Source organism: Alienimonas chondri, from assembly GCF_013036045.1.
In the GTDB taxonomy this organism is placed as follows: Bacteria; Planctomycetota; Planctomycetia; order Planctomycetales; family Planctomycetaceae; genus Alienimonas; species Alienimonas chondri.
Map to the genome: position 1 here is coordinate 1 of NZ_WTPX01000093.1, position 19736 is coordinate 19736.

The 19736-nt window shown below is 70.5% G+C and carries 17 protein-coding genes; 15 read left to right on the forward strand and 2 right to left on the reverse strand.

The features are described 5' to 3' along the window. The first annotated feature begins 25 nt into the window (after positions 1–25). The 15 genes from LzC2_RS22310 (at position 26) to LzC2_RS13890 (ending at position 17098) form a co-directional block, all read left to right on the forward strand. Entirely contained in the window at positions 26–874 is an 849-nt protein-coding gene (locus tag LzC2_RS22310) for a MotA/TolQ/ExbB proton channel family protein (RefSeq protein ID WP_171187953.1), read from the forward strand. Next, complete coding sequence (locus LzC2_RS13825) at positions 871–1293, forward strand: ExbD/TolR family protein (protein WP_171187955.1); 423 nt, start codon at positions 871–873, stop codon at positions 1291–1293. Before LzC2_RS22310 ends, LzC2_RS13825 begins: the two co-directional genes overlap by 4 nt. 172 nt (positions 1294–1465) lie before the next feature. Beyond that, entirely contained in the window at positions 1466–1921 is a 456-nt protein-coding gene (locus tag LzC2_RS13830; protein ID WP_171187957.1) for an ExbD/TolR family protein, read from the forward strand. Positions 1922–2355: 434 nt separating this feature from the next. Then, positions 2356–3666 (forward strand): complex I subunit 1/NuoH family protein, encoded by a 1311-nt coding sequence (locus tag LzC2_RS13835; protein ID WP_171187959.1) that lies wholly within the window; start codon positions 2356–2358, stop codon positions 3664–3666. Then, the gene (locus LzC2_RS13840) at positions 3663–4286 is read left to right on the forward strand and encodes an NADH-quinone oxidoreductase subunit J family protein (RefSeq protein WP_171187961.1); all 624 of its coding nucleotides are present in this window, start codon (positions 3663–3665) and stop codon (positions 4284–4286) included. The genes LzC2_RS13835 and LzC2_RS13840 overlap by 4 nt, the downstream gene beginning before the upstream one ends. Continuing rightward, entirely contained in the window at positions 4283–4621 is a 339-nt protein-coding gene (nuoK, locus tag LzC2_RS13845; protein ID WP_171187963.1) for an NADH-quinone oxidoreductase subunit NuoK, read from the forward strand. Before LzC2_RS13840 ends, nuoK begins: the two co-directional genes overlap by 4 nt. A gap of 127 nt (positions 4622–4748) precedes the next feature. Then, a complete protein-coding gene (locus tag LzC2_RS13850) occupies positions 4749–6836 on the forward strand; it encodes an NADH-quinone oxidoreductase subunit L (protein WP_171187965.1) in 2088 nt (695 codons plus the stop codon). Between the two features lie 80 nt (positions 6837–6916). Beyond that, on the forward strand, positions 6917–8521 hold the full coding sequence (locus tag LzC2_RS13855) for a complex I subunit 4 family protein (RefSeq protein ID WP_171187967.1): 1605 nt from the start codon (positions 6917–6919) through the stop codon (positions 8519–8521). A gap of 83 nt (positions 8522–8604) precedes the next feature. Continuing rightward, positions 8605–10206: an NADH-quinone oxidoreductase subunit N gene (locus LzC2_RS13860; protein ID WP_171187969.1), complete on the forward strand. Its 1602-nt coding sequence runs from the start codon at positions 8605–8607 to the stop codon at positions 10204–10206. A gap of 125 nt (positions 10207–10331) precedes the next feature. Beyond that, entirely contained in the window at positions 10332–11117 is a 786-nt protein-coding gene (locus LzC2_RS13865) for a TatD family hydrolase (RefSeq protein ID WP_171187972.1), read from the forward strand. A 225-nt stretch (positions 11118–11342) separates the two neighbouring features. Continuing rightward, positions 11343–12998, forward strand: a complete 1656-nt coding sequence (locus LzC2_RS13870) for a PfkB family carbohydrate kinase (protein WP_171187974.1) — start codon at positions 11343–11345, stop codon at positions 12996–12998. 14 nt (positions 12999–13012) lie between these two features. Further along, the gene (gene waaF, locus LzC2_RS13875; RefSeq protein ID WP_171187976.1) at positions 13013–14098 is read left to right on the forward strand and encodes a lipopolysaccharide heptosyltransferase II; all 1086 of its coding nucleotides are present in this window, start codon (positions 13013–13015) and stop codon (positions 14096–14098) included. 50 nt (positions 14099–14148) lie between these two features. Further along, the gene (locus LzC2_RS13880) at positions 14149–15384 is read left to right on the forward strand and encodes a glycosyltransferase family 4 protein (protein WP_171187978.1); all 1236 of its coding nucleotides are present in this window, start codon (positions 14149–14151) and stop codon (positions 15382–15384) included. Further along, positions 15381–16283, forward strand: a complete 903-nt coding sequence (gene rfaP, locus LzC2_RS13885) for a lipopolysaccharide core heptose(I) kinase RfaP (protein ID WP_171187980.1) — start codon at positions 15381–15383, stop codon at positions 16281–16283. Before LzC2_RS13880 ends, rfaP begins: the two co-directional genes overlap by 4 nt. 62 nt (positions 16284–16345) lie before the next feature. Next, positions 16346–17098, forward strand: a complete 753-nt coding sequence (locus LzC2_RS13890) for a glycerol-3-phosphate acyltransferase (RefSeq protein ID WP_171187983.1) — start codon at positions 16346–16348, stop codon at positions 17096–17098. Here LzC2_RS13890 and LzC2_RS13895 read toward each other — a convergent pair. Then, the gene (locus LzC2_RS13895) at positions 16995–19214 is read right to left on the reverse strand and encodes a transglutaminase-like domain-containing protein (RefSeq protein WP_171187985.1); all 2220 of its coding nucleotides are present in this window, start codon (positions 19212–19214) and stop codon (positions 16995–16997) included. The genes LzC2_RS13890 and LzC2_RS13895 overlap by 104 nt on opposite strands. Then, the coding region (locus LzC2_RS13900; RefSeq protein WP_171187987.1) for a DUF58 domain-containing protein at positions 19211–19736 on the reverse strand (526 nt) is incomplete at its 5' end. The genes LzC2_RS13895 and LzC2_RS13900, both read right to left, overlap by 4 nt.

A 19736-nucleotide genomic window follows, 5' to 3' on the forward strand; every position in this document is an offset into this window, starting at 1 on the left:
CCCCCGAAGCCCACCCCGCTGCGCCGTGCCCCGCTTTCCTTCCCGCACGAGCGTCGCCGTGGCGCTGTCGTTCTTCGCCTCCGTCGGATTCGCGCGCCCCGCCTTCGGACAGGACGGGATCGCGTCGGACGAAGCGTCCGCCGGGCCGGAGCTGCGTGAGTTGCTGGAAGCCGGCGGGATGGTCGGCTTGCTGATCCTCGCCCTGTCCCTGGCAATGGTGGCACTGATCGTCCAGCAGATGCTCGCCGTGCGGCGCGGCCGATTGGTGCCGCGGGGACTGGCCGGGGAGGCCTACGGGTTGGTGTCTCGCCGGCGGTTCAAGGAGGCCGCGGAAGTCGGCTCCCGCCGGGGCGGCTTGCTGGGCCGCTTGGTGCATGCGGGGGCGACGGAGGCCGACCGCGGTTACGAGGCCGCGGAGAAAGCGATGGAAGACGCCGCCGCCGAGGAAGCCGCCCGGCTCACTCGGCGGGCGGAATACCTCAGCGTGATCGCCACGGTCGCGCCGATGCTCGGCCTGCTGGGCACGGTCTGGGGGATGATGCTGGCGTTCAACGAGTTCAGCACGAAGGCGAACCCGCAGGTCAGCGAGTTGGCGCCGGGCATCTTCCGGGCGTTGGTGACGACGCTGCTGGGCCTCGGCGTGGCGGTGCCGGCGGTGGCGTCGTTCGCGCTGCTGCGGAACCGGATCGACGAACTCGTCGCCGAAGCGGCCGGCACGGCGGAGCACATCTTCAGCACGCTGCGGCGGCAAACTCCGCCGCCCTCCGTAACGCCGAGGCCCCGCGGGGCCTCGGCGTTATCGACGTCCAAAGCGGCTCCCGCGGCTCCCGCGACCCCGGTCGCGCCGCTGGGTCGGCGGGGAGCGGGGATATGAGAATCCCCACGCGGCGCCGCACGACGCTGCGGTTCAGCATGACGCCGTTGATCGACGTGACGTTTCTGCTGGTCACATTCTTCCTGGCGGCCTCCCAGTTGGTGAAGATCGACGCCGGGGAACGCGTCGATCTGCCGGACGCGACGCTCGCCGCCCCCGCCGAAGCGGCGGCGTCGAACCGGGTGACGGTGACGATCGCCGCGGACGGCACGCTCCGCGTCGCCGGTCAGGTGCGGGACCGCTCGTTCGTCGCCGCGCTGTTCGCTGAGGCCGGTCGGAAGGAGAACCCCGAGGTCCGCCTGCGATGCGACCGGGCGGCGCCGTTCTCGGAGGTCGAACCGCTGCTGGTCGCCTGTGCGCAGGCTGGCGTGCGGGACGTGAAGTTCGCCGTGCTGGCGACGGACGGGGGTGAGCGATGAGCGGGAAACGGTTCGGACTTGGCGTCTCCCCTCTCCCTCTGGGAGAGGGGCCGGGGGTGAGGGCGAGCGGCGCCCGCTTGCCGCACGCCGACCGTCCGTACGCACCGTCCCCCTCACCCCCAACCCCTCTCCCCGGGGGGAGAGGGGAGTACGTCAGGCGGAGGTCGTTCTGATGAAGCTCCCCAAGCGGCACGACGACGCCGAGGCCCGCCGCGAGCAGGCGCTAACGCCGATGATCGACCTCGTGTTCCTGCTGCTGACGTTCTGGATCTGCGCCAGCGTCGGCCGCGTGAGCGAACAGGTGCTCGCTACGGAACTCTCCGGCGCCGCGATCGAGGCGAACGTGCCCTCCGACGAACCGCCCCCGCCGCTGGGCGAATTGTGGGTGCGACTGGCCCGAGCCGGCGATACGACGACGGCGACCGCGAACGGCACGACCTACCCGGACCTCGACGCCTTCGAGCGAGTCCTCCGCGGCCTCGCCGCCGCGGACGCAGCGGGCGAATTGCCGGTGATCCTCGACGTCGGCGGCGCCGTCCCCGCCGGCGACGTCGTGCGGGTCTACGACGCGGCAAGGGCTGCCGGGTTCGAGCAAGTCAGCTTCGCGGCGGACGCGCCGGGGACGTGAGCAGATGAGCCAACCGCCCACACTTCCGTTCTACGGAGCAAAAGCCGCTGTCGAGATAGAGTTTGAGGGTGATCTACAGTCGTTGGCAGCAGAGTTGAGCGACTCCTGGCTCCACGTCCCCTTCCGTATTGAGCGTCGAGAGGATCCACCGTACGACCTTATGGGACTTTGCGAAGTAATGGGATTCGAACTCTGGCTGGACCAAACTGGCGTGCACGCTTTCGAATTAACGATCGAGACGGAGTTTATCACTGGCGTCGTCGCGGTGCACGACTTGTCACCGTGGCTTGCGAGACGCCTGACACTAAACGGCAATATTCACGTGAGAGTTCCAACGAGGGAGACGTAGGCCGCGGCTGGGTCTGAGCTGACCACCGCGAATCGCCGCACCGGCGTTGCCGAACAGGACCGTTGTCGGGACGATCCCCGGCCCGATGCTCGCCGCCCCGCCCGCCGCTGATCTCGCCTTACCGGTCGAACCGGCGGAGGCCGTCGAGTCGGTGACGCTCGCCGGGTGGCTCAGCGACGGCGTGGGGCTGGACGGATTCTGGGCGCTGGCGGTCGCGGCGGCGGTGCACGCCTTCGTGCTGCTCAATCTGTTCGGCGTGCTGCCGGCGGTGTTTATCTGGGTCGAACGGAAGTGGTCTGCGCGGCTCCAGGATCGGCTGGGACCGACGCGGGTCGGCGGGCGGTTCGGCTGGTTGCAGGCGCTGGCGGACGGGCTGAAGCTCATTCAGAAGGAAGATCTCGTCCCGGACGCCGCGGACGGACTGCTGTTTCGAGCGAGCCTGTACGTGCCGGCGATCAGCGTGCTGATGGCCTTCACCCTGCTGCCGTTCAACGATCGCTGGGTCGCCGTCGCCAGCGACTGCGGACTGTTCCTCATCCTGGCCGTGCTGAGTCTGGAGGTCGTCGGCGTGGTGCTGGGCGGCTACACCAGCGGGTCGAAGTGGAGCCTGTTGGGCGGCATGCGCGAGGCGGCCCAGATGGTCAGCTACGAAATCCCGCTGGCCCTCACGGCGCTCGTCCCGGTGATCGCGGCGGGGTCGCTGTCGCTGCGGGAGATCGGCGTCTTTCAGGCCGGGTGGATGTTCCCGAACTGGCTGGTCTTCGCCAATCCCTTCTGTGCGGCGGCGTTCCTGTGCTACTTCACGGTGGCGATCGCGGAGTGCAAACGGGCGCCGTTCGACCTGGCCGAGGCCGAAAGCGAACTGGTCGCCGGATATTTCACCGAGTACGCCAGCTTCCGCTGGAGCATGTTCATGCTGGCGGAGTACGCCAGCATGTTCGTCGTCAGCCTGATCGCCACGCTGCTGTTTCTGGGCGGCTGGTGGACGGGCATCGCCCCGCTCGACGCGGCGCTGACGGGGTTGAACGACTGGCGTCCGGACGTGGGCGTCGAGGGCTTCGGCGTGGGGGGATATCTGGCGAACGTGCTGTTCGCGGGGGTGGTCTGCCTGAAAGCGTCGCTGCTGGTCACCGTGCAGGTCTGGGTGCGGTGGAGCCTGCCGCGACTACGAATCGACCAAGTCATGGCGACCTGCTTGAAGTACCTCACCCCGATCGCCTGCGTGCTGCTGCTCGGGGCGACGCTCTGGCCGTTGGGCCTGCTGGCGACGCTGGGGCGACCGACGGTGTTCGGATCGACGTTCTCCGCTTCGCCGTCGCCGCTAGGCGGCGCGATCGTTGAACAAGACAGCGCGCTGCCTAACGGCGACGGCGAAGCGGGGGAGGCGTTGCGATGACCGGAGCCGACGCACTATTCGGCGTCTTCGCCGCGCTAGCCTGCGGGGGGGCGCTCGGGGTCGCGGCGTTTCGCAGCGTCGCCCGGATGGCGTTCTCGCTGGTGGTCTGCCTGAGCGCCGTCGCGGGGCTGTTCTTCCTCTTGAACGCCCCGATGGTCGGGGCGACGCAGTTGATCGTCTACGTCGGCGGGACCGTGGTCCTGCTGATCTTCGGCGTGATGCTGACGGACGCCGGCGTGGGCCGACGCATGAAGATCGGGCTGTTGGAGACGATCTCCATGACGTTCATCGCGATCGGGTTGGCTGCGGCGCTGGGGTGGACGGCCGTGGGCCTCGGGCGGGCGATTCCGGGAGCGCCGGTTCTCGATGAAGAGGGGGTCGAGATCGTCGCCGCGACGCCGGACACGCTGCGGCCGATCGGTCTGAAGTTTCTGGGGCTGGGCGGGGAGTCCGGCGTGGGGTTCCTGCTGCCGTTCGAGATCATCAGCGTGCACCTGCTGGTCGTGCTGATCGGCGCCGCGTACCTCGCGCGGGCGAAGCGGCGGGTCGATGCCACGCCGGAGACGCCCCCCGAGGCGACCCGCGAAACCGCAAGCGACGGGTTGGGAGAGCAAGCATGACCGGGTATCTGATCGTTTCGGCGGTGCTGCTGACCTGCGGCGTCGTCTGCATGGCGTCCAAGCGGAACGCCGTCGGCGTGCTGATGGGCGTGGAGTTGGTGCTGAACGCCGCGAGCGTGAATTTCGTCGCCGCCGCGGAGTTCGGTCCGCCGGCCGTCCCCGTGCAGGTCGCGACCGCGGACGCAATCGGCGTCGGTCTCGACGGGCAGATCGCGGCGTTGTTCGTGATCGTGCTGGCCGCCGCGGAGGCCGCGGTCGCGCTGGCGATCGTGCTGGCCTTCTTCAACCAACACGGCACCGCCGACGTCGACGCCGCCTCGGAGTTGCGAGGATGAGACGATCTTCTTACGAGCCCGATGCGCAAGCATCGGCCGTCGAGCGTAGCGAGCCGATGGCCGCGTTCGTTTGGCCCGACGACGCACGGCCGACGCTCGCGCGTCGGGCTGGTATCGAGGGGGTCAAGTGAGCGTTCCCGCCCTCCTCATCGCCGCCACGTTTCTGCCGCTGGTCGGCGCCCTCGCCGGGCTGACCGCGCGGTGGTGGCGACCGCGTAAAGACGACCGGGCCGCGGGGTTCGTGGCGAGCGCCTGCATCCTCGGGTCGTTTGGTCTGGCCCTCACCGCGGCGTTGCGGTGGGACGGGCCGGAGCCGATCGCGGGGTCGTGGTACGAGATCTTTTCGCTGGCGGGGGTGACGCTGGAACTGGGGCATCACATCGACAGCCTCACGCTGACGATGTTCTGCCTCGTCAGTCTCGTGGCGAGTTGCGTGTGCGTGTTCGCCCTCGGGTATCTCTCCGATGAACTGACCCACGAACACCGCGACCACTCCTTCGAGGAGGAACTGGTCCGGCCCGGGCGGTTCCACCTGTTTTTCGGCTACCTGTGCCTGTTCGTCACGGCGATGCTGCTGTTGGTAATCGGGGGCAACCTGTTCCACGTGTTCGTGGGGTGGGAACTGGTCGGGGCGTGCAGCTACCTGTTGATCGGCTTTTATTACGAACGCCCGATCGCCGGGGCCGCGGCGACGAAGGCGTTCGTCGTGAACCGCATCGGCGACGCCGGGTTTCTGATCGGCTTGGCGGCGCTGCTGGCGGCGAACGGGGACGTGCGATTCGTCAGCCTGTTCGAAGCGGCCGGCGCCGGGGAGTTGAGCCGCACGGCGCTGCTGATCGGCGGGTTCGGCGTACTGGCCGGCTGCGTGGGGAAGAGCGCCCAGTTTCCGCTCCAGGTCTGGCTGCCGGACGCGATGGCCGGGCCGACGCCGGTCTCGGCGTTGGTGCACAGCGCCACGATGGTCGCGGGGGGCGTCTACCTGATCGGCCGGATGACGCCGGCGCTGCCGGGCGAGGTGCTGCTGACGGTGGCCTATCTCGGCTGCGCCACGGCGTTGATCGGGGCGGCGCCGGCGTTGTTTCAGACGGATCTCAAGGGAATTCTCGCCTACAGCAGCATCTCGCAACTCGGCTACATGATGCTGGCGCTGGGCGTGACCGGCTGGGGGGCGGGGCTGTTCCACCTCGTCACGCACGCCTTCTTCAAGAGCCTGATGTTCCTGTGCGCGGGCAGCGTGATCGTCGCCTGTCATCACGCTCAGGACGTGACGAAACTCGGCGGATTGATGCGAAAAATGCCCGTCACCGCGGGGGCGATGCTGGTGGGGGTGATCGCGATCAGCGGGCTGGCGATCCCCGGGGTGACGCTGTTCGGCGAAGCCCTCAGCTTCAGCGGGTTCCACTCGAAGGATGCGATTCTGTCGCACGCCCTCGCCTTCACGGAGGCGAACCCGGCTCATGCGATTCTGTTCTGGGTCCCGCTGGTCACGGCGGGGCTGACGGCGTTGTACATGGTGCGGCTGTGGGGTCTGACGTTCGCCGGCACGCCGGGGTCCGCGACGAAGGGGGCGCACGAAAGCCCCGCGGTGATGCTCGCCCCGATCCTGATCCTCGCCGGGCTGGCGGCGTTCTGCGCGATCGGCGGCGACGGCGGGCCGCTGTACGGGTTCCTGACCCGCACGGCGCCGGAGGTCGGGACGTTCGCCCTGTTCGAGTCCCCGACGGAAGCGGCTGTCGACGAAGCCCACCATCACGCTGAGATGATGGGGCTGATCGCCGCGGGACTGGGCGCTGCGGCGGGGCTGGCGCTGTTCGGGCCGTGGCGCCGGGCGCCGGGGCACGCCAGAGCCGAGGGGCTGAAAGACGCCGCGGTCGTGCGCTGGCTGCGGAGCGGCTGGGGGTTCGATGCGGTCTACCGAGCGCTGGCGGTGCGGCCGACGTTGCTCGCGGGGGAGGTGGCGGCCCTGACGGATCGCTCGGCGCTCGACGGCGCCGTGCACGGAACCGCGACGCTGGCCCGACGGGTGGCGCGATTCGAACGATCGGTGGACGAGCGTCTGGTCGACGGCGTGGTGCGCGGGGTCGGCCGCTTGGCCCGCGGATTCGGGCGGCTGTTCGGGGCGACGCAGTCCGGGGGGCTGCGGCAGTACGTCGCGGCGCTGGCCGCCTGTGCGGTGGGACTGGCGGTTCTGGCGGTGGTCCTGCTGGCCGGATGAAGACGTTCCCGTCACACTCCGCCCCCCACTAACGCAGAGGCCCCGCGGGGCCTCCGCGTTACGAACGCCTTTGGAAACGCATGGATCCTGCCGCCCTGCTGTCGCTGATCGTCTTCCTGCCCGCCGCCGGCGCGGTCCTGACGGCCTGCGCCCCCGCGGCGGTCGCCCGGTGGATCGGTCTCGGCACGGTCGCGGCGACGTTCCTCCTCACCACCGCGGCGCTACTGCCGGCGTACTTTGAGGCGACGCCGGACGACCACGGCATGCGTCTCGTGACGGATGCGGAGTGGGTCGGTTCCTTCAACATCCGCTACACGCTGGGCGTGGACGGCATCAGCCTGCCGCTGGTGGTCCTCACCGGGCTGGTCTTTCTGCTAAGCGCCGCGACCTCCTGGAACGTCAGCGAGAAGCCGCGGGCGTATTGGAGCCTGTTCCTGCTGCTGGAAACGGGCGTGCTGGGTACGTTTCTCGCGCTGGACCTGTTCCTGTTCTACGTGCTGTTCGAGGTGATGCTGCTGCCGATGTACTTCCTCATCGGGGTCTGGGGCGGGCCGAACCGGGCGTACGCGGCGATCAAGTTCTTCCTCTACACGCTGGCCGGTTCGCTGTTGCTGCTGGTCGCCCTGCTGATGCTCTACGCCGCCGGCGGCAGCGGCGTGGGGGCGAGCACCTTCGATATGCGGCTGCTCTCCGACATCGCCCGCGGCGCCGGGACCGGCGAATACGCCGGGGTGACGATCGACCGCGGCACGCAAACGCTCGCCTTCTGGCTGATGCTGGGCTGCTTCCTGATCAAACTGCCCGCGGTGCCGTTCCACACCTGGCTGCCGGACGCTCACGTCGAGGCGCCCACGCCGGTCTCGATGATCCTCGCCGGGGTGCTGTTGAAAGTCGGCGGGTACGGCATCCTGCGGCTCGCCTATCCGCTGGCGCCGCTGGGGGCCGCGGCGGGGGCGGAGATCGTCTGCGCCCTCGGGGCCGTCAGCATCATCTATGGGGCGCTGGCGGCGATGGCCCAGACGGACTTCAAACGGCTCGTCGCGTACTCGTCGGTCAGCCACATGGGCTACGTGCTGCTGGGGCTGGGCGCCTGGACGCTCAGCGAGCCGGACTTCTGGAAGATGGGCTTCAGCGGGGCGATCTTCCAGATGGTCGGCCACGGCATCACCAGCACGGGGATGTTCTTCGCCGTCGGAGTGCTCTACGACCGCGTCCATCACCGCGAGATCAACCGCTTCGGCGGGCTGCTGCGACGCATGCCGATCTACGCGGCGCTGGGGCTCGGCATGAGCTTCGCCGCGCTGGGCCTGCCGGGGCTGTGCGGGTTCGTGGGGGAAGCCGTCACCGTGTTCGCGGCGTGGCCGGCGAGTCCGTGGGCGGCGGCGGCGGCGGCGTTCGGCATCATCCTCACCGCCGGCTACATGCTGCGAATGGTGCAGCGGGTGTTTCTCGGAGCGGAGTACGTCGGTCCCCTGCGCGAGAATCTTTCGCAGCTGTCCGGAAGGGAGACCGCGATCTTCGCCGTGCTGATGGCGCTCGCCGTCGCGTTGGGCGTCTACCCGCGGCCGGTATTCGACGTGACCGAGCCCGCGGTCGGTCGTTTGGTCGACACGCTGGGCGACGCCGTCGAAGCGGACCGCGAACGGAACGACGGTGAAACGGTGATCGCGGGGGCCGCGGAGTGACCTTCGCCCCCGTCTCATCAGCCTTCGTTTCGTCGGCAACGGGCCTGACCGCGGTCCTTCCGCCAAATCGGCACGCGGTCGACGTGGCCCGCGACTGGCAAGGCGTGCTGCCCGACTTGGCCCTCAGCCTGCCGGCGTTCGCCCCGGAACTGATCGTCTGCGCCACGATCGTGGCGTTGCTGCTGACCCGCCTGTTCGGGATGGCCCGCTGGCTGCCGGCGGGCAGCGTGGCCTTCGGCGGGTCGGCGCTGGCGACGGCGCTCGCCTGTTTGCAGTGGGGGGGAGCGTTTGAATCCCCGTCCGACGGCTGGGCCGGGTTGGTGCGGAACGACGCGCTGACCGTGTACGTCCGCGTGCTCTGCCTGCTGGGTTGGAACCTGACGGTGACGCTCACGCTGCTCACCGGCGTGCCGCGTCCCTCGATCGACCCCGCGGACGACGACGGCCCGGACTTCCACGTGCCCCTCGCCGCGGTCGCGCTGGGCAGCGTGCTGATGGGACAGGCGAACCATCTGCTGATGCTGTTTCTCGCCGTGGAGATGGCCAGCGTGCCGGCCTACGTGCTGGTCGGCTTCCGCAAAGGCAGCCGGGAGGCGGGCGAGGCGGCGCTGAAGTACCTCGTGTTCGGGGCCGGCGCCGCGGGGGTGATGATGTACGGGGCGAGCCTGCTGGCCGGCGTGACCGGCACGCTGTCGCTGCCGGCGCTGGGCGAACGGCTGGCGCTGATCCCGCTGGAGGGACTCGAATGGAACGAACCGGGCGTCGGCGGGGCGGCGATCGCGGGAGTCGTGTTCATCTTGTGCGGGCTGGCGTTCAAGCTGAGCCTCGTGCCCTTCCACTTCTGGACGCCGGACGCCTTCCAAGGAGCGCTCGCCGAGGTCAGCGGGTTCCTCTCCGTCGCCCCGAAGATCGGCGCCTTCGCCCTGCTCGTGAGATTCGGCCTGAGCCTGCACGGGCCGTTCGGAGAGACCGGCGACGCCTTGCTGACCGGCCTCGGCTTGGCGTGCGCGGCCGGGGCGGCGGTCTCGATGACCTTCGGGAACCTCGCGGCGTTCGCCCAGAAGGATCTCGGCCGGCTGCTCGCCTACAGCACGGTCGCCCAGTCGGGGACGATGCTGCTGGGCGTCGCGGCGTGCTTTCTGGGCGTCGGGCGGGGCGACGGGGACCTCGCCGTCGCGGGACTGGCCGGAACGCTGCTGTACCTCACGGCATATCTGTTTCTGAACCTCGGAGCGTTCGCCGCGGTAGCGATCTTCCGCAATCGCACGTTGCGGACGGACGTCGCCTCGCTGGCCGGGCTGGGATCGAAGATGCCTTGGGTCGCGGGCGCTTTCGCGGTGAGCCTCGTTGGGCTGGTCGGCCTGCCGCCGACCGCCGGGTTCGTGGGGAAACTCGCGGTGTTCGCCGCCGCGCTCAGCGACCGCGTCGGCTCCCCGCTACTGTTCGCCGCCGCCCTGATCGCCGCGGCGAACACCGTGGCGAGCCTGTTCTATTACTTCCGCCCGATCCGCAGCCTGTATCTCGACGCGGCGCCGGAGGGCACGTCCGGCGCACCGATCGGGCCGCCGGTGACCGGTTCGGAGCGAGCCTACCTCGTGCTGCTGGCGGTCCCCGTGCTGCTCATCCTCCCGCTCCTCGGCCGGCTCGGAGCGCTCTGCGATGCGATCGCGGAGGCGGTGTTGTGAAACGCCGTTCGTAGTGGCACCCTTCAGGGCGCCCCGGCAAGCGCAGCGAGCCGAATGCGATCTGGCGACCGCTCGCGACTGCGTCGCTCGGGGCACGCTGAAGCGTGCCACTACGAACGACCTTCATGACGCTCATCGACACGCACACCCACCTTCAGGAGGACGGGTACGACGGCGATCTGCCGGAGACGATCGCCCGCGCCGCGGAGGCCGGCGTGCACACGATGTTCGTCGTCGGCATCGACCGGGCCACGAGCGAAGCCGCGGTAGCGCTCGCGGAACAGCATTCCGAACTGTTCGCCGTGGTCGGCGTGCAGCCGAACTACGCCCATCAAACGGCCCCGGACGACCGTGATCGGATCACGGAACTCGCCGCGCATCTGCACGTCGTGGCGGTGGGGGAAACGGGCCTCGATCACTACTGGGACTACGCGCCGCACGATTTGCAGGAGGAGTGGTTCCGCTGGCACCTCGATCTGTCCCGGGCCTGCGGCAAGCCGTTCATCGTGCACTGCCGCGAGGCGGAGGCGGATACGGTGCGAGTGATGCAGGATGCCGCTGACGCCGACGGCCTGCCGCCGGGGGTGATGCACTCCTTCGCGGGGGATGCGGAGACCGCCCGGCAGTGCCTGGAGTTGGGGCTGCATCTCTCGTTCAGCGGGATGGTCACGTACAAGAAGAACAAGGAACTCCTGGCCGTCGCCGCGGACTGCCCCGCCGACCGACTGCTGGTCGAAACGGACTGCCCCTACCTTGTTCCCACCCCCAAACGCGGGAAGGTGAAGCGGAACGAGCCGGCCTTCGTCGCCTTCACGCTCGATAAAATCGCCGAGGCCCGCGGCGTTCCCGCGAGCGAATTGGCCGCCCTCACCACCGCCAACGCCCGCCGGTTGTTCGCGTTGACGGGCTAACGCTCCGAGCCCCGACCGTCAGGGGGGGGCCGCTCTGGCGTGTCCGCTTAATTCATCGAACTCCGCAGCGCCCGGTCCCGGGTGAGCGACCGCCTCCCTGACGGTCGGGGCTCATTGAGGAAGCCGTCAGCAACTTCAATCCCCCTTGCGGAACGGCGCTTCGTGTGCGAAGCAGCGGAGTCCCGTTTCGGTTTCACCTTCCCAGCGGCACGGATGCCGTCGATCATGCCCCACCCCCCCGCGATCGCCGCTCGCGCCCATCACGCTCCCCCGACGCACTCTCCCGTGAAGCTCGCCGAGACCGTCCGCAACCTCGGCCGCCCGCGGGTGCTGGTGGTCGGCGACGTGATCCTCGACCGGTACATCTGGGGCGAGGCGGAACGGGTCTCGCAGGAAGCCCCCGTCATCCTGCTGCGGGAATCGAAGCGGGAAGTGCGGCTCGGCGGCGCCGCGAACGTCGCCAACATGCTCGCCGGACTCGGCGCCCAGCCGGTCGTGGCCGGGGTGGTCGGCGACGATAGCGACGGCCGGGCCTGCCGCGGGGCGTTGGAGAATGCGGGCGTCGCCACCGGCGGTCTGATCGCCGATCCGGCCCGCCCGACCACCGTGAAGGAACGCTTCCTCGGCCGCGCCCACCACCGGCACCCGCACCAGATGCTAAGGGTGGACCGCGAGGTCCGCGACGCCCTCAGCCCGCACGTCGAAGACGCCTTGCTGGCTCGGGTCGAGCAGTTGCTGCCGACCGTCGCTGCGGTCCTGCTGAGCGACTACGGCAAAGGCGTGCTCACGCCGCGGGTCGCCGCCGGCGTGATCGCCGCCGCGAAGAAGGCCGGGCTGCCGGTGCTCGCGGATCCGCCGGGGTCCGGCGACTGCTCCCGCTTCCGCGGAGCGACGGCGATCACCCCCAACCGCACGGAGACCGGCCGAGCCGTCGGCAAGCAGATCGAGACGATCGGCGATGCCGAGGCCGCCGGTCGCCAACTGGTCCTCGAATACGACCTGTCGCACGCCTTCGTCACGATCGACAGCGACGGCATCGTCTTGGCGAAGCGGGTCGCTTCGGAAGAAGGCGGCGCCGGCGACTGCACGACGAGCGTTCATCCGACCCGCCGCCGCGGCGTGAGCGATATCACCGGCGCCGGCGACGTCGTGCTGGCGGTCATCGGCCTCGCCGCCGCCGAGGGACTTTCCCCCGAAGATCAGGCCCGGTTGGCGAACGTCGCCGGCGGGATCGAGGTCGAGAAGGTCGGTTGCGCCCCGGTCACCCGCGATGAAATCGTCGCGGACCTGCTCTCCGGCGGTCGCGGCGGCGCCGGCCGCATCGTCCAGGACGCGGACGCCCTCGCCGAGTTGCTCGCCCATCGGCAGGCTTCGGGGCAGACGGTCGTCTTCACCAACGGCTGTTTCGACCTGCTGCACGCCGGCCACGTCGCCTCGCTGGAAGAGGCCAGCGCTCAGGGGGATGTGTTGGTGGTCGCGGTGAACACGGACGCCTCCGTCCGCGGACTCGGCAAGGGGTCCGATCGGCCGTTGATTCCGGAGGAACAGCGGATCGCGATGCTCGCCGCGCTGCGGGCCGTCGACTACGTCATCCCCATGCCGGACGCCACGCCGCATCGTCTGCTCCGCACGCTGCGGCCGGATGTGCTGGTGAAGGGCGGCACCTACTCACGCGACGAGATCGTCGGCCATGAGGTCGTCGACGGCTACGGCGGCTCCGTCCGTCCGCTGGGCGTGCTGGAAGGTTGGAGCACCACCCAGATCGTCGAGCGCATCCGCGGCGAATCCTCGGCGAGCGACGCTTCGCAGTCCTCCGCCCCGGCGGAAGACGAGAAGATCGGGGACGACGACCCCACGGTCCTCATGCGGCGGGCGGCGTGACCTTTCCCCGACTGATGACGACCACCCACGGACCGCCGGAACCGTCCACGGTGCGACGCCTCGCCGTGTTCCTGCCCAACTGGGTGGGCGACGCGGTGATGGCGACCCCGGCGTTGCGCGCGCTGCGGACGCGGTACGCCGACGCGACGGTCGTCGCCGTCTGCCGGCCGCCGGTCGGCGACGTGCTCGTCGGCACCGATCTGGCCGATGGGATCGTCGCTCTGCCGAAGTCGCAGCGGGCGGCGTGGGCCTCGACGCGCACCCTGCGGAGCGAACGGGCGGACTTCGCCGTGCTGTTTCCGAACTCCCTGCGGACCGCGGCGGTGGCCCGGTTGGCGGGGGCGAGGCGTATTCTGGGTTTCGACCGCGACAGCCGGCGCTGGCTGCTGACCGATCCGGTGCCGACGCCCGATCGCTCGAAGCCGTCGTCGACGCTGCTGTCGTACAACAAGCTCGCCGTCGCCGCGGGCTGCGACGATCCGGGCACGGAGACCGAACTCGCCGTGCTCCCCGCGGACGAAGCGGCGTTCGAGGCCGTGTTGGAGGAGCGCCCGGTCCTCCGCGACGGGTTTGTCGCGTTGAACCCCGGCGGGGCGTTCGGAGCGGCGAAGCACTGGCCGACCGCTCACTTCGCGGACCTCGCCGGCCGCATCGCCGCGACGCTGGATCGTTCCGTGCTGGCCCTCTGCGGGCCGGGGGAACGGGCAATCGCCCAAGAGATCGCCGCATTGGCGGACGATCCGCGGGTCGTCAGCATCGGCGTCTCGGAGGACGGCGATCGCAAGCTCTCGATCGGTCTGACGAAGGCCGCGGTGCGGGCGGCGGACCTGCTGGTGACCACCGACAGCGGCCCGCGGCACTTCGCCGGTCCGCTGGGCACGCCGGCGATCACGCTGTTCGGCCCGACCCATATCGCCTGGAGCGAGACGTTCCACGAGAACGCCACGCACCTGCAGATCCCGGTCGACTGCGGTCCCTGCCAGCAGCGGACCTGTCCGCTGGGTCATCTGAAATGCATGACGGATCTCAGCCCGGACCGCGTGTACGCGGCGGTCCGCAAGTCGCTGGCGGCGTCCCCGTCGCAGCGGATCGCCGCCTGACGGCCAATCACCGGAACGGACAGCCCCAGGCTCGTGAGAATCGCCCGCCCGTGAAGATCGCGTTGACCATCGAAAAGGTCGGCTCCGGCTTCGGCGGCGCGGAGAACACCGTGGCGATGTTCGCCCAGGTGATGCACGACGCCGGTCACGAGGTCACCATCTTCGCACGGAAGGCCGGCGGTCTCGATCTTCCCCCCGCGGTTCGAGTCGAATTGCTGCCGCTGGGACTGCTGGGAAAGGTCCGCTGGTTGCGAGCCGTCCGCTTCGCCCAGGCCGCCGCGAACGCCGTGAGCGGAGGACGGTTCGACCTGACGATCGGCTTCAACAAGACCTACGCCCAGGACGTGCTGATCGCCGTCGCCGGCGCCCACCCCGGCACGCTCGAATACAACCGCGCCCGGTTCCGTTCGCCCCTCAAGCGAGCCGTGTGGAGCCTCGGCAAGCGGATCAATCCCACGCAGATCGGCTATCGCTGGATCAACCGGCAGGCGTTCGGCGGGAACCGACCGGGCGAACCGGGCGGGGAGTGCGGCCCGTTCGTCATCGCGCCCAGCGAGATGATCGCCGAGCACTTCCGCCGCTTCCACGGCGTGCCGGCCGACCGCATCGCCGTCGTGCCCAACGGCATTCGCATCCCCGAGACGCCGCCCTCCCCCGCGGAGATCGCCGACCGCCGCGCTCAGTTCCGCGACCGGGCCGGGCTGGCGGAGAGCGACGTCGCCGCGCTGTTCATCGCGTGGAACTACGCATTGAAGGGGTTGGAGCCGTTGCTCGAAGCGTTCGCCGTGGTGGCGCCGCAGCATCCGACCGCGGCGCTGGTGGTGTGCGGCAGCCCGAAGAACGGCCGTTACAGAGCGATGGCCGATAAACTGGGATTGGCCGACCGGGTGCGGTGGATCGGGCCGGTCTCCGATCCCCGGGAGGCTTACGCCGGCTGCGATCTGCTCGCCTTCCCCACCTTCTACGACCCCGGGGCGCTGGTCGTCGCCGAGGCGCAGGTCGCCGGACTGCCGGTGATCACGACCCGCCAGAACGGCGCCGGCGAACTGCTGACCGAAGGCGTCGACGGGTTCGTGATCGATTCGCCCTGGGCCACGGCGGATCTCGCCGACCGCATTGGCCGACTGGTCGGCGACGCGGACCTGCGGCGGGCAGTGGGCGCCGCGGCGCTCGCCGGAGCTGCCCGACACGACCTGAAGGCCCGACTGCGGGAGACGCTCGATGCACTGCCCGGCATGGTCGAGCAGAGCGCCGCGTCCGCCGAACCGAACCGGAGGGCGGCATGACGCCGCCGCCCCCGAACGCCTCGGGCCCCACGGCGACCGGCACCCCGGTCGGCCCGGGCCCCATCGTCACGGAGACATGGGACGGCGGCCGGTTGATGGTCAACGCCGCGTCGGCGGAGTGGCTCAAGCAGCACGGCCTGACGACGTTCGACGCCTTCGAGCGGCTCGAACCGGTCGAGGTCGCCCGGCACGTCAAGCAGCGGGTCACGGCTCGCTTCGAATTCCCTGCGGCCAACGGACCGGCGACAGGCGGCCGGGCGTTCTACATCAAACGGCACGGCCGCGATCCGCTCTCGGAGTACGTCAAACCGCTGCTGCGATTGACGAAGCCGGTGCTCGGGGCGCGGCCGGAGTGGGAGGCGATGCTGCGGTTCCACGCCGTCGGCATTCCCACGATGACGCCCGTCGCCTTCGGCGAGACCGGCCCCCCGGGCAGCCGGCGATCGTTCGTGATGACCGAGGCGTTGGAGGACTGCGAGCGCGTCGATCACTGGGTCAACGACCGCCGCGGCGATCTCTCGCCGACGGTTCGCAAGCAGCGTCGAGCGCTCGGCGAAGCGGTCGTCGTGATCGCCCGGCGGATGCATGACGCGGGGATGCACCATCAGGATCTGTACCTCTGCCACTGGCTGATGCCGCCCGGGGCACCGCCGGGCGAGGGGTTGAAGGTGATCGATCTGGGCCGCGTGCGTTCACACGGGGCGCTGCCCGAGCGGTGGCGGATCAAGGACCTCGCCCAACTGTTCTACAGCGCCGACGCGGTCCCGATCACCGAACAGGTGCGCTGCCTGCGGGCCTACCTCGGTCGCCCGTTGAACGCGGAGGACCGAGAGTTGGTTCGCAAGGTGCGGCGCAAGGCCACGGCGATCGGCCGGCACACGAAGCGGAACGCGCTGTAGTTCAGCCCGAACGACAGCGGCTTCGGGGTGCGAATCGAGCGTTTTTCTGGCAAGCTCGCGGGATGGAGTACGCCCTTGCCGCCGGTCTGTCGTATCTCTCCGGCAGCGTCCCGTGGGCGCTGCTGATCGTGCGGTGGGTCGCCGGGGTGGACCTGCGATCCGTCGGCAGCGGCAACCCGGGAGCGACGAACGCCAGCCGTGTGCTCGGCAAGCGATGGGGGGCGGCGATCCTGCTGCTGGACGCCTTGAAAGGCGCGGTTCCCGTGCTGGTTCTCCCGCGGCTGCTGGAGGTCGACGGGCCGGGCGACGAGAGCGACGCCTGGCGACACTTGGCGGTGGTCTGCGGGGCCGCCGCGGTGCTGGGGCATGTGTTCCCGGTCTGGCTGAAGTTCCGCGGCGGCAAGGGCGTCGCGACCGGGCTGGGCGTGACGGCCGTGCTGCACTGGCCCGGTCTGCTGATCGGGGCGGCGGCGTTCGCCCTCGTGGCGAAGACGACCCGGCTGGTGGCGCTGGCCTCGACCGTCGCCGCGTGGGCGTTCGCGTTGACCTGCGCGATCGACTGCCTGCTTGTGAGACCGGGCCTGTTCGGTTCCGCGGGGTGGAGCCTCGCCGGGTTCGCGTTGCTGACGGCCCTTCTCATCACAGCCCGACACGCCAGTAACTTCGCCCGCATGCGGCGGGGGGAGGAAAACCGGTGGGGCGGGCAGGATCTCAAGCCGACGGAAGCTGCGGGGAGCGGGCCGCCTCACCGCGACGGCGAACCGGGGGCAGCGCCGGCAGAGAGCCTCGAAACCGCTCCGCGGCCTCCGGGGTGAGGCCGGGGCGGTACAGCAGATCGGCGACTTCGCCGTACCACCCGCCCCAGCGGGGATCGTCCAGATCGACGGCGATGCGCTGGGCGAACGCGTGCAGCGATTCGGCCGGCGCCCGATGCAGGCCGCGACGGGCGAGCCGGCGATCGGCTCGTTTCAGCAGTCCGAGGACGGCCCGGCGAGCGGGGTCTTCGGCCCGTCGTTCCGTAATCGCCCGCCGCACGCGCCAGCCCCCCAGCCCGACGAGCATCAGGACCAACAGGGCGCCCGGCCCGGTCGTGAGCCAGCCGCCCAGCGCTCCCAACAGCCAGCTCCAACCCCGCTCCGCGAAGTACTGTCGCCAGCGGACCAGCGTCGCCGCGGCCGCATCCCACAGCTGGCCGAACAGATTCGCCCCGTCGTCGCCGTCCGGCACGCCGGCGGAGGGAGTCGCCTCGACGACGACCCAGCCGCGCGCGGGATCCCACGCCTCGCACCAGGCGTGGGCGTCCTCGTTGCGGGCGAGCCAGTAATCGCCGACCGGGTTCGATTCCGAGGCGACGAACCCGGTCGCGTATCGAGCCGGCACGCCCCGCATGCGGAGCAGCGCCGTCGCCGCGGTGGCGAAGTACTCGCAATGGGCCGCGGGCCGACGGACGAGAAACTCCCGCATCGGATTCCCCGAGCGACCGATCTCCGCTCCGAGGCGGTACTCGTAGTTCGCTCGAAAATAGTCCTCGACCGCCGAGATATGCCCGGCGGGCGATCGGCTGCCGGCGAACACCCGGTCCGCGATCTCCTGGATCGCGGCGTCCTCCGTCAGCAGGGCGGGCACGGCGAGGAGGCGTTCGTCCGCGGGGTCGACGGCGACCGCGACGCGATCCCAGTCGCCCGCGGCCGGGGGACGCCGGCGGTCGCCGCGTGCGGCGGCGTAATGCGGCTGAGCGACGGCGGTGGTGAGCCGCAGGCCGTACTCGTCCGCATCGAGGAGCCGCTCCGGCCCCCAGAAGCGAGTCGTGTTCGGCGGGACGAACGCCGTCCCCCGAAAGTTCTGGACGGGCCAGATCTCGACGGCGTCCGGCGTGTTCGCGGCCCCGTGCTCCTCGCCGTCGGCGACGGGCGGTGCGATCCCGGTTACGGGGGGGCGGGTGAAGTCGAACAGGAAGCGATCTTCGTCCTCTCCCAGCGGCGACCCGCGACGGGCGAGCACGGCGGCGATGCCGTCCGCGGCGCGCCTCTGGCGCTCCTCGTCGCCGCCGATCCAACGGGTGCCCTCGGGCGTCGCGGCGAGCGTGTAATAGGCTTGGCCGCGCAGGTAGCCGGGTTCGGACGCCGCATAGCACCGCAGCGCGACGCTGCGCGACGCGAACTGCTGCCGCTCCCGGACGTCGCCCAGCCGGGCCTCCCCGCCGTACCCCGCGGCGACGGCCAGCGGTTCGGGTTGCAGGAACTGCCGCACGAGGCGGTCCATCGTGCGTTCATAGCGCCGCAGCGTGAGGCTCGCTCCCCAGGTGAACGCGGCGATCGTGACGGCGACCGTCAGCAGCGCCGCCCGCCGCTGCCAGCGACCGCGTTCGTTCGCCGCCGGCCGGATCAGCCCCAGGCCCCCCGCCGGATTACCGACGCTGAAGTAGACGCCGGACAATAGGGCGAACAGCGTCGCGGCGATCAGAAAGGCGCCGCGTTCGAAGTCCGTGGCGCGAATGTCCCCGGCGCTCAGCAAAACGGCCACGCCGGCCGCGGGGAGGACCGCGGGCATCTTGGCGACGCCCCGTCGGTCGGTTCCCCAATCCAGGAACAGGCAGACCGCTTGCCCCGCCAGCGCCCATTGCCCCAACGCATGCCCCAATGCGCCGATCGCGGGGTCCATATCCGAAGGCCGGTAGTGCGGCAGCGCCCGCCAAAGGGCGAGGCACGCGGCGCCGATGCCGCCGGCGATAATCAGGAACCGCGCCCGCGAGATCGCCGCACGCCGTCTGGGCAGCGCTCCGAGGATCGCCGCGACCGCCACGGCCGCCGGCAGCGCCAGGGTGCGGCTGAGCAGGGCGAAGATCCCCGCCTGCAACAGCAGCATCGCGGCCAACGTGACCCGTCGCGGTCCCGGGGGCGGGGGCGATGGATGCGGCGTGGTCTCGCTCATCCCGCGGCCCCCGGCGTGGAGAGCACGATCCGCCCGCCGGCCCCTAAACGCCGGATCAATGCCCCGCGAGTGCTGCCTTCCCCGCCCGCCGCGTCCGCCGTGATGAGCACCACCGCGGCGACCACCTCCAAGCCCGACCAGAAGGCCGGGTCGGCGAATGGGTCGCCGTCGTGCGGATCGACCGGCGCCGCGACCGCCAAGGCGTCCAGAGCGGTGTCCAGCGCCGCCCGTCCGGCCCCGCGGAAGCGGTGCACCTCGCGCCCGGCGGCGAACAGCGCCAGATCCCCGCCGTTTCGACCGACCGCCTCGCACGCCGCGGCCGCGCGGCTCACCGCCGCTTCGAATCGATCGTCCGCGGCCGTCCCGGAGGTCGCGGCCGAGGTGCGGGGGTCGAACACCACCGCGACGCCCGCGGGGCGCTCCTCGCGGTACTGCCGGACGACGGGTCGCCCGGTCCGGGCCCAGGCACGGGCGTCGAGCCGCACGCCCAACTCGCCGGGCAGCAGATCGCGATTGCCGAGG

Bases quoted from the DNA above. Each gene is read 5' to 3' on its own strand.
- LzC2_RS13825 (WP_171187955.1), top strand. From the start codon at position 871: ATGAGAATCCCCACGCGGCGCCGCACGACGCTGCGGTTCAGCATGACG.
- LzC2_RS13830 (WP_171187957.1), top strand. From the start codon at position 1,466: ATGAAGCTCCCCAAGCGGCACGACGACGCCGAGGCCCGCCGCGAGCAG.
- LzC2_RS13835 (WP_171187959.1), top strand. From the start codon at position 2,356: ATGCTCGCCGCCCCGCCCGCCGCTGATCTCGCCTTACCGGTCGAACCG.
- LzC2_RS13840 (WP_171187961.1), top strand. From the start codon at position 3,663: ATGACCGGAGCCGACGCACTATTCGGCGTCTTCGCCGCGCTAGCCTGC.
- nuoK (WP_171187963.1), top strand. From the start codon at position 4,283: ATGACCGGGTATCTGATCGTTTCGGCGGTGCTGCTGACCTGCGGCGTC.
- LzC2_RS13855 (WP_171187967.1), top strand. From the start codon at position 6,917: ATGGATCCTGCCGCCCTGCTGTCGCTGATCGTCTTCCTGCCCGCCGCC.
- LzC2_RS13865 (WP_171187972.1), top strand. From the start codon at position 10,332: ATGACGCTCATCGACACGCACACCCACCTTCAGGAGGACGGGTACGAC.
- LzC2_RS13870 (WP_171187974.1), top strand. From the start codon at position 11,343: ATGCCCCACCCCCCCGCGATCGCCGCTCGCGCCCATCACGCTCCCCCG.
- waaF (WP_171187976.1), top strand. From the start codon at position 13,013: ATGACGACCACCCACGGACCGCCGGAACCGTCCACGGTGCGACGCCTC.
- rfaP (WP_171187980.1), top strand. From the start codon at position 15,381: ATGACGCCGCCGCCCCCGAACGCCTCGGGCCCCACGGCGACCGGCACC.
- LzC2_RS13890 (WP_171187983.1), top strand. From the start codon at position 16,346: ATGGAGTACGCCCTTGCCGCCGGTCTGTCGTATCTCTCCGGCAGCGTC.
- LzC2_RS13895 (WP_171187985.1), bottom strand. From the start codon at position 19,214: ATGAGCGAGACCACGCCGCATCCATCGCCCCCGCCCCCGGGACCGCGA.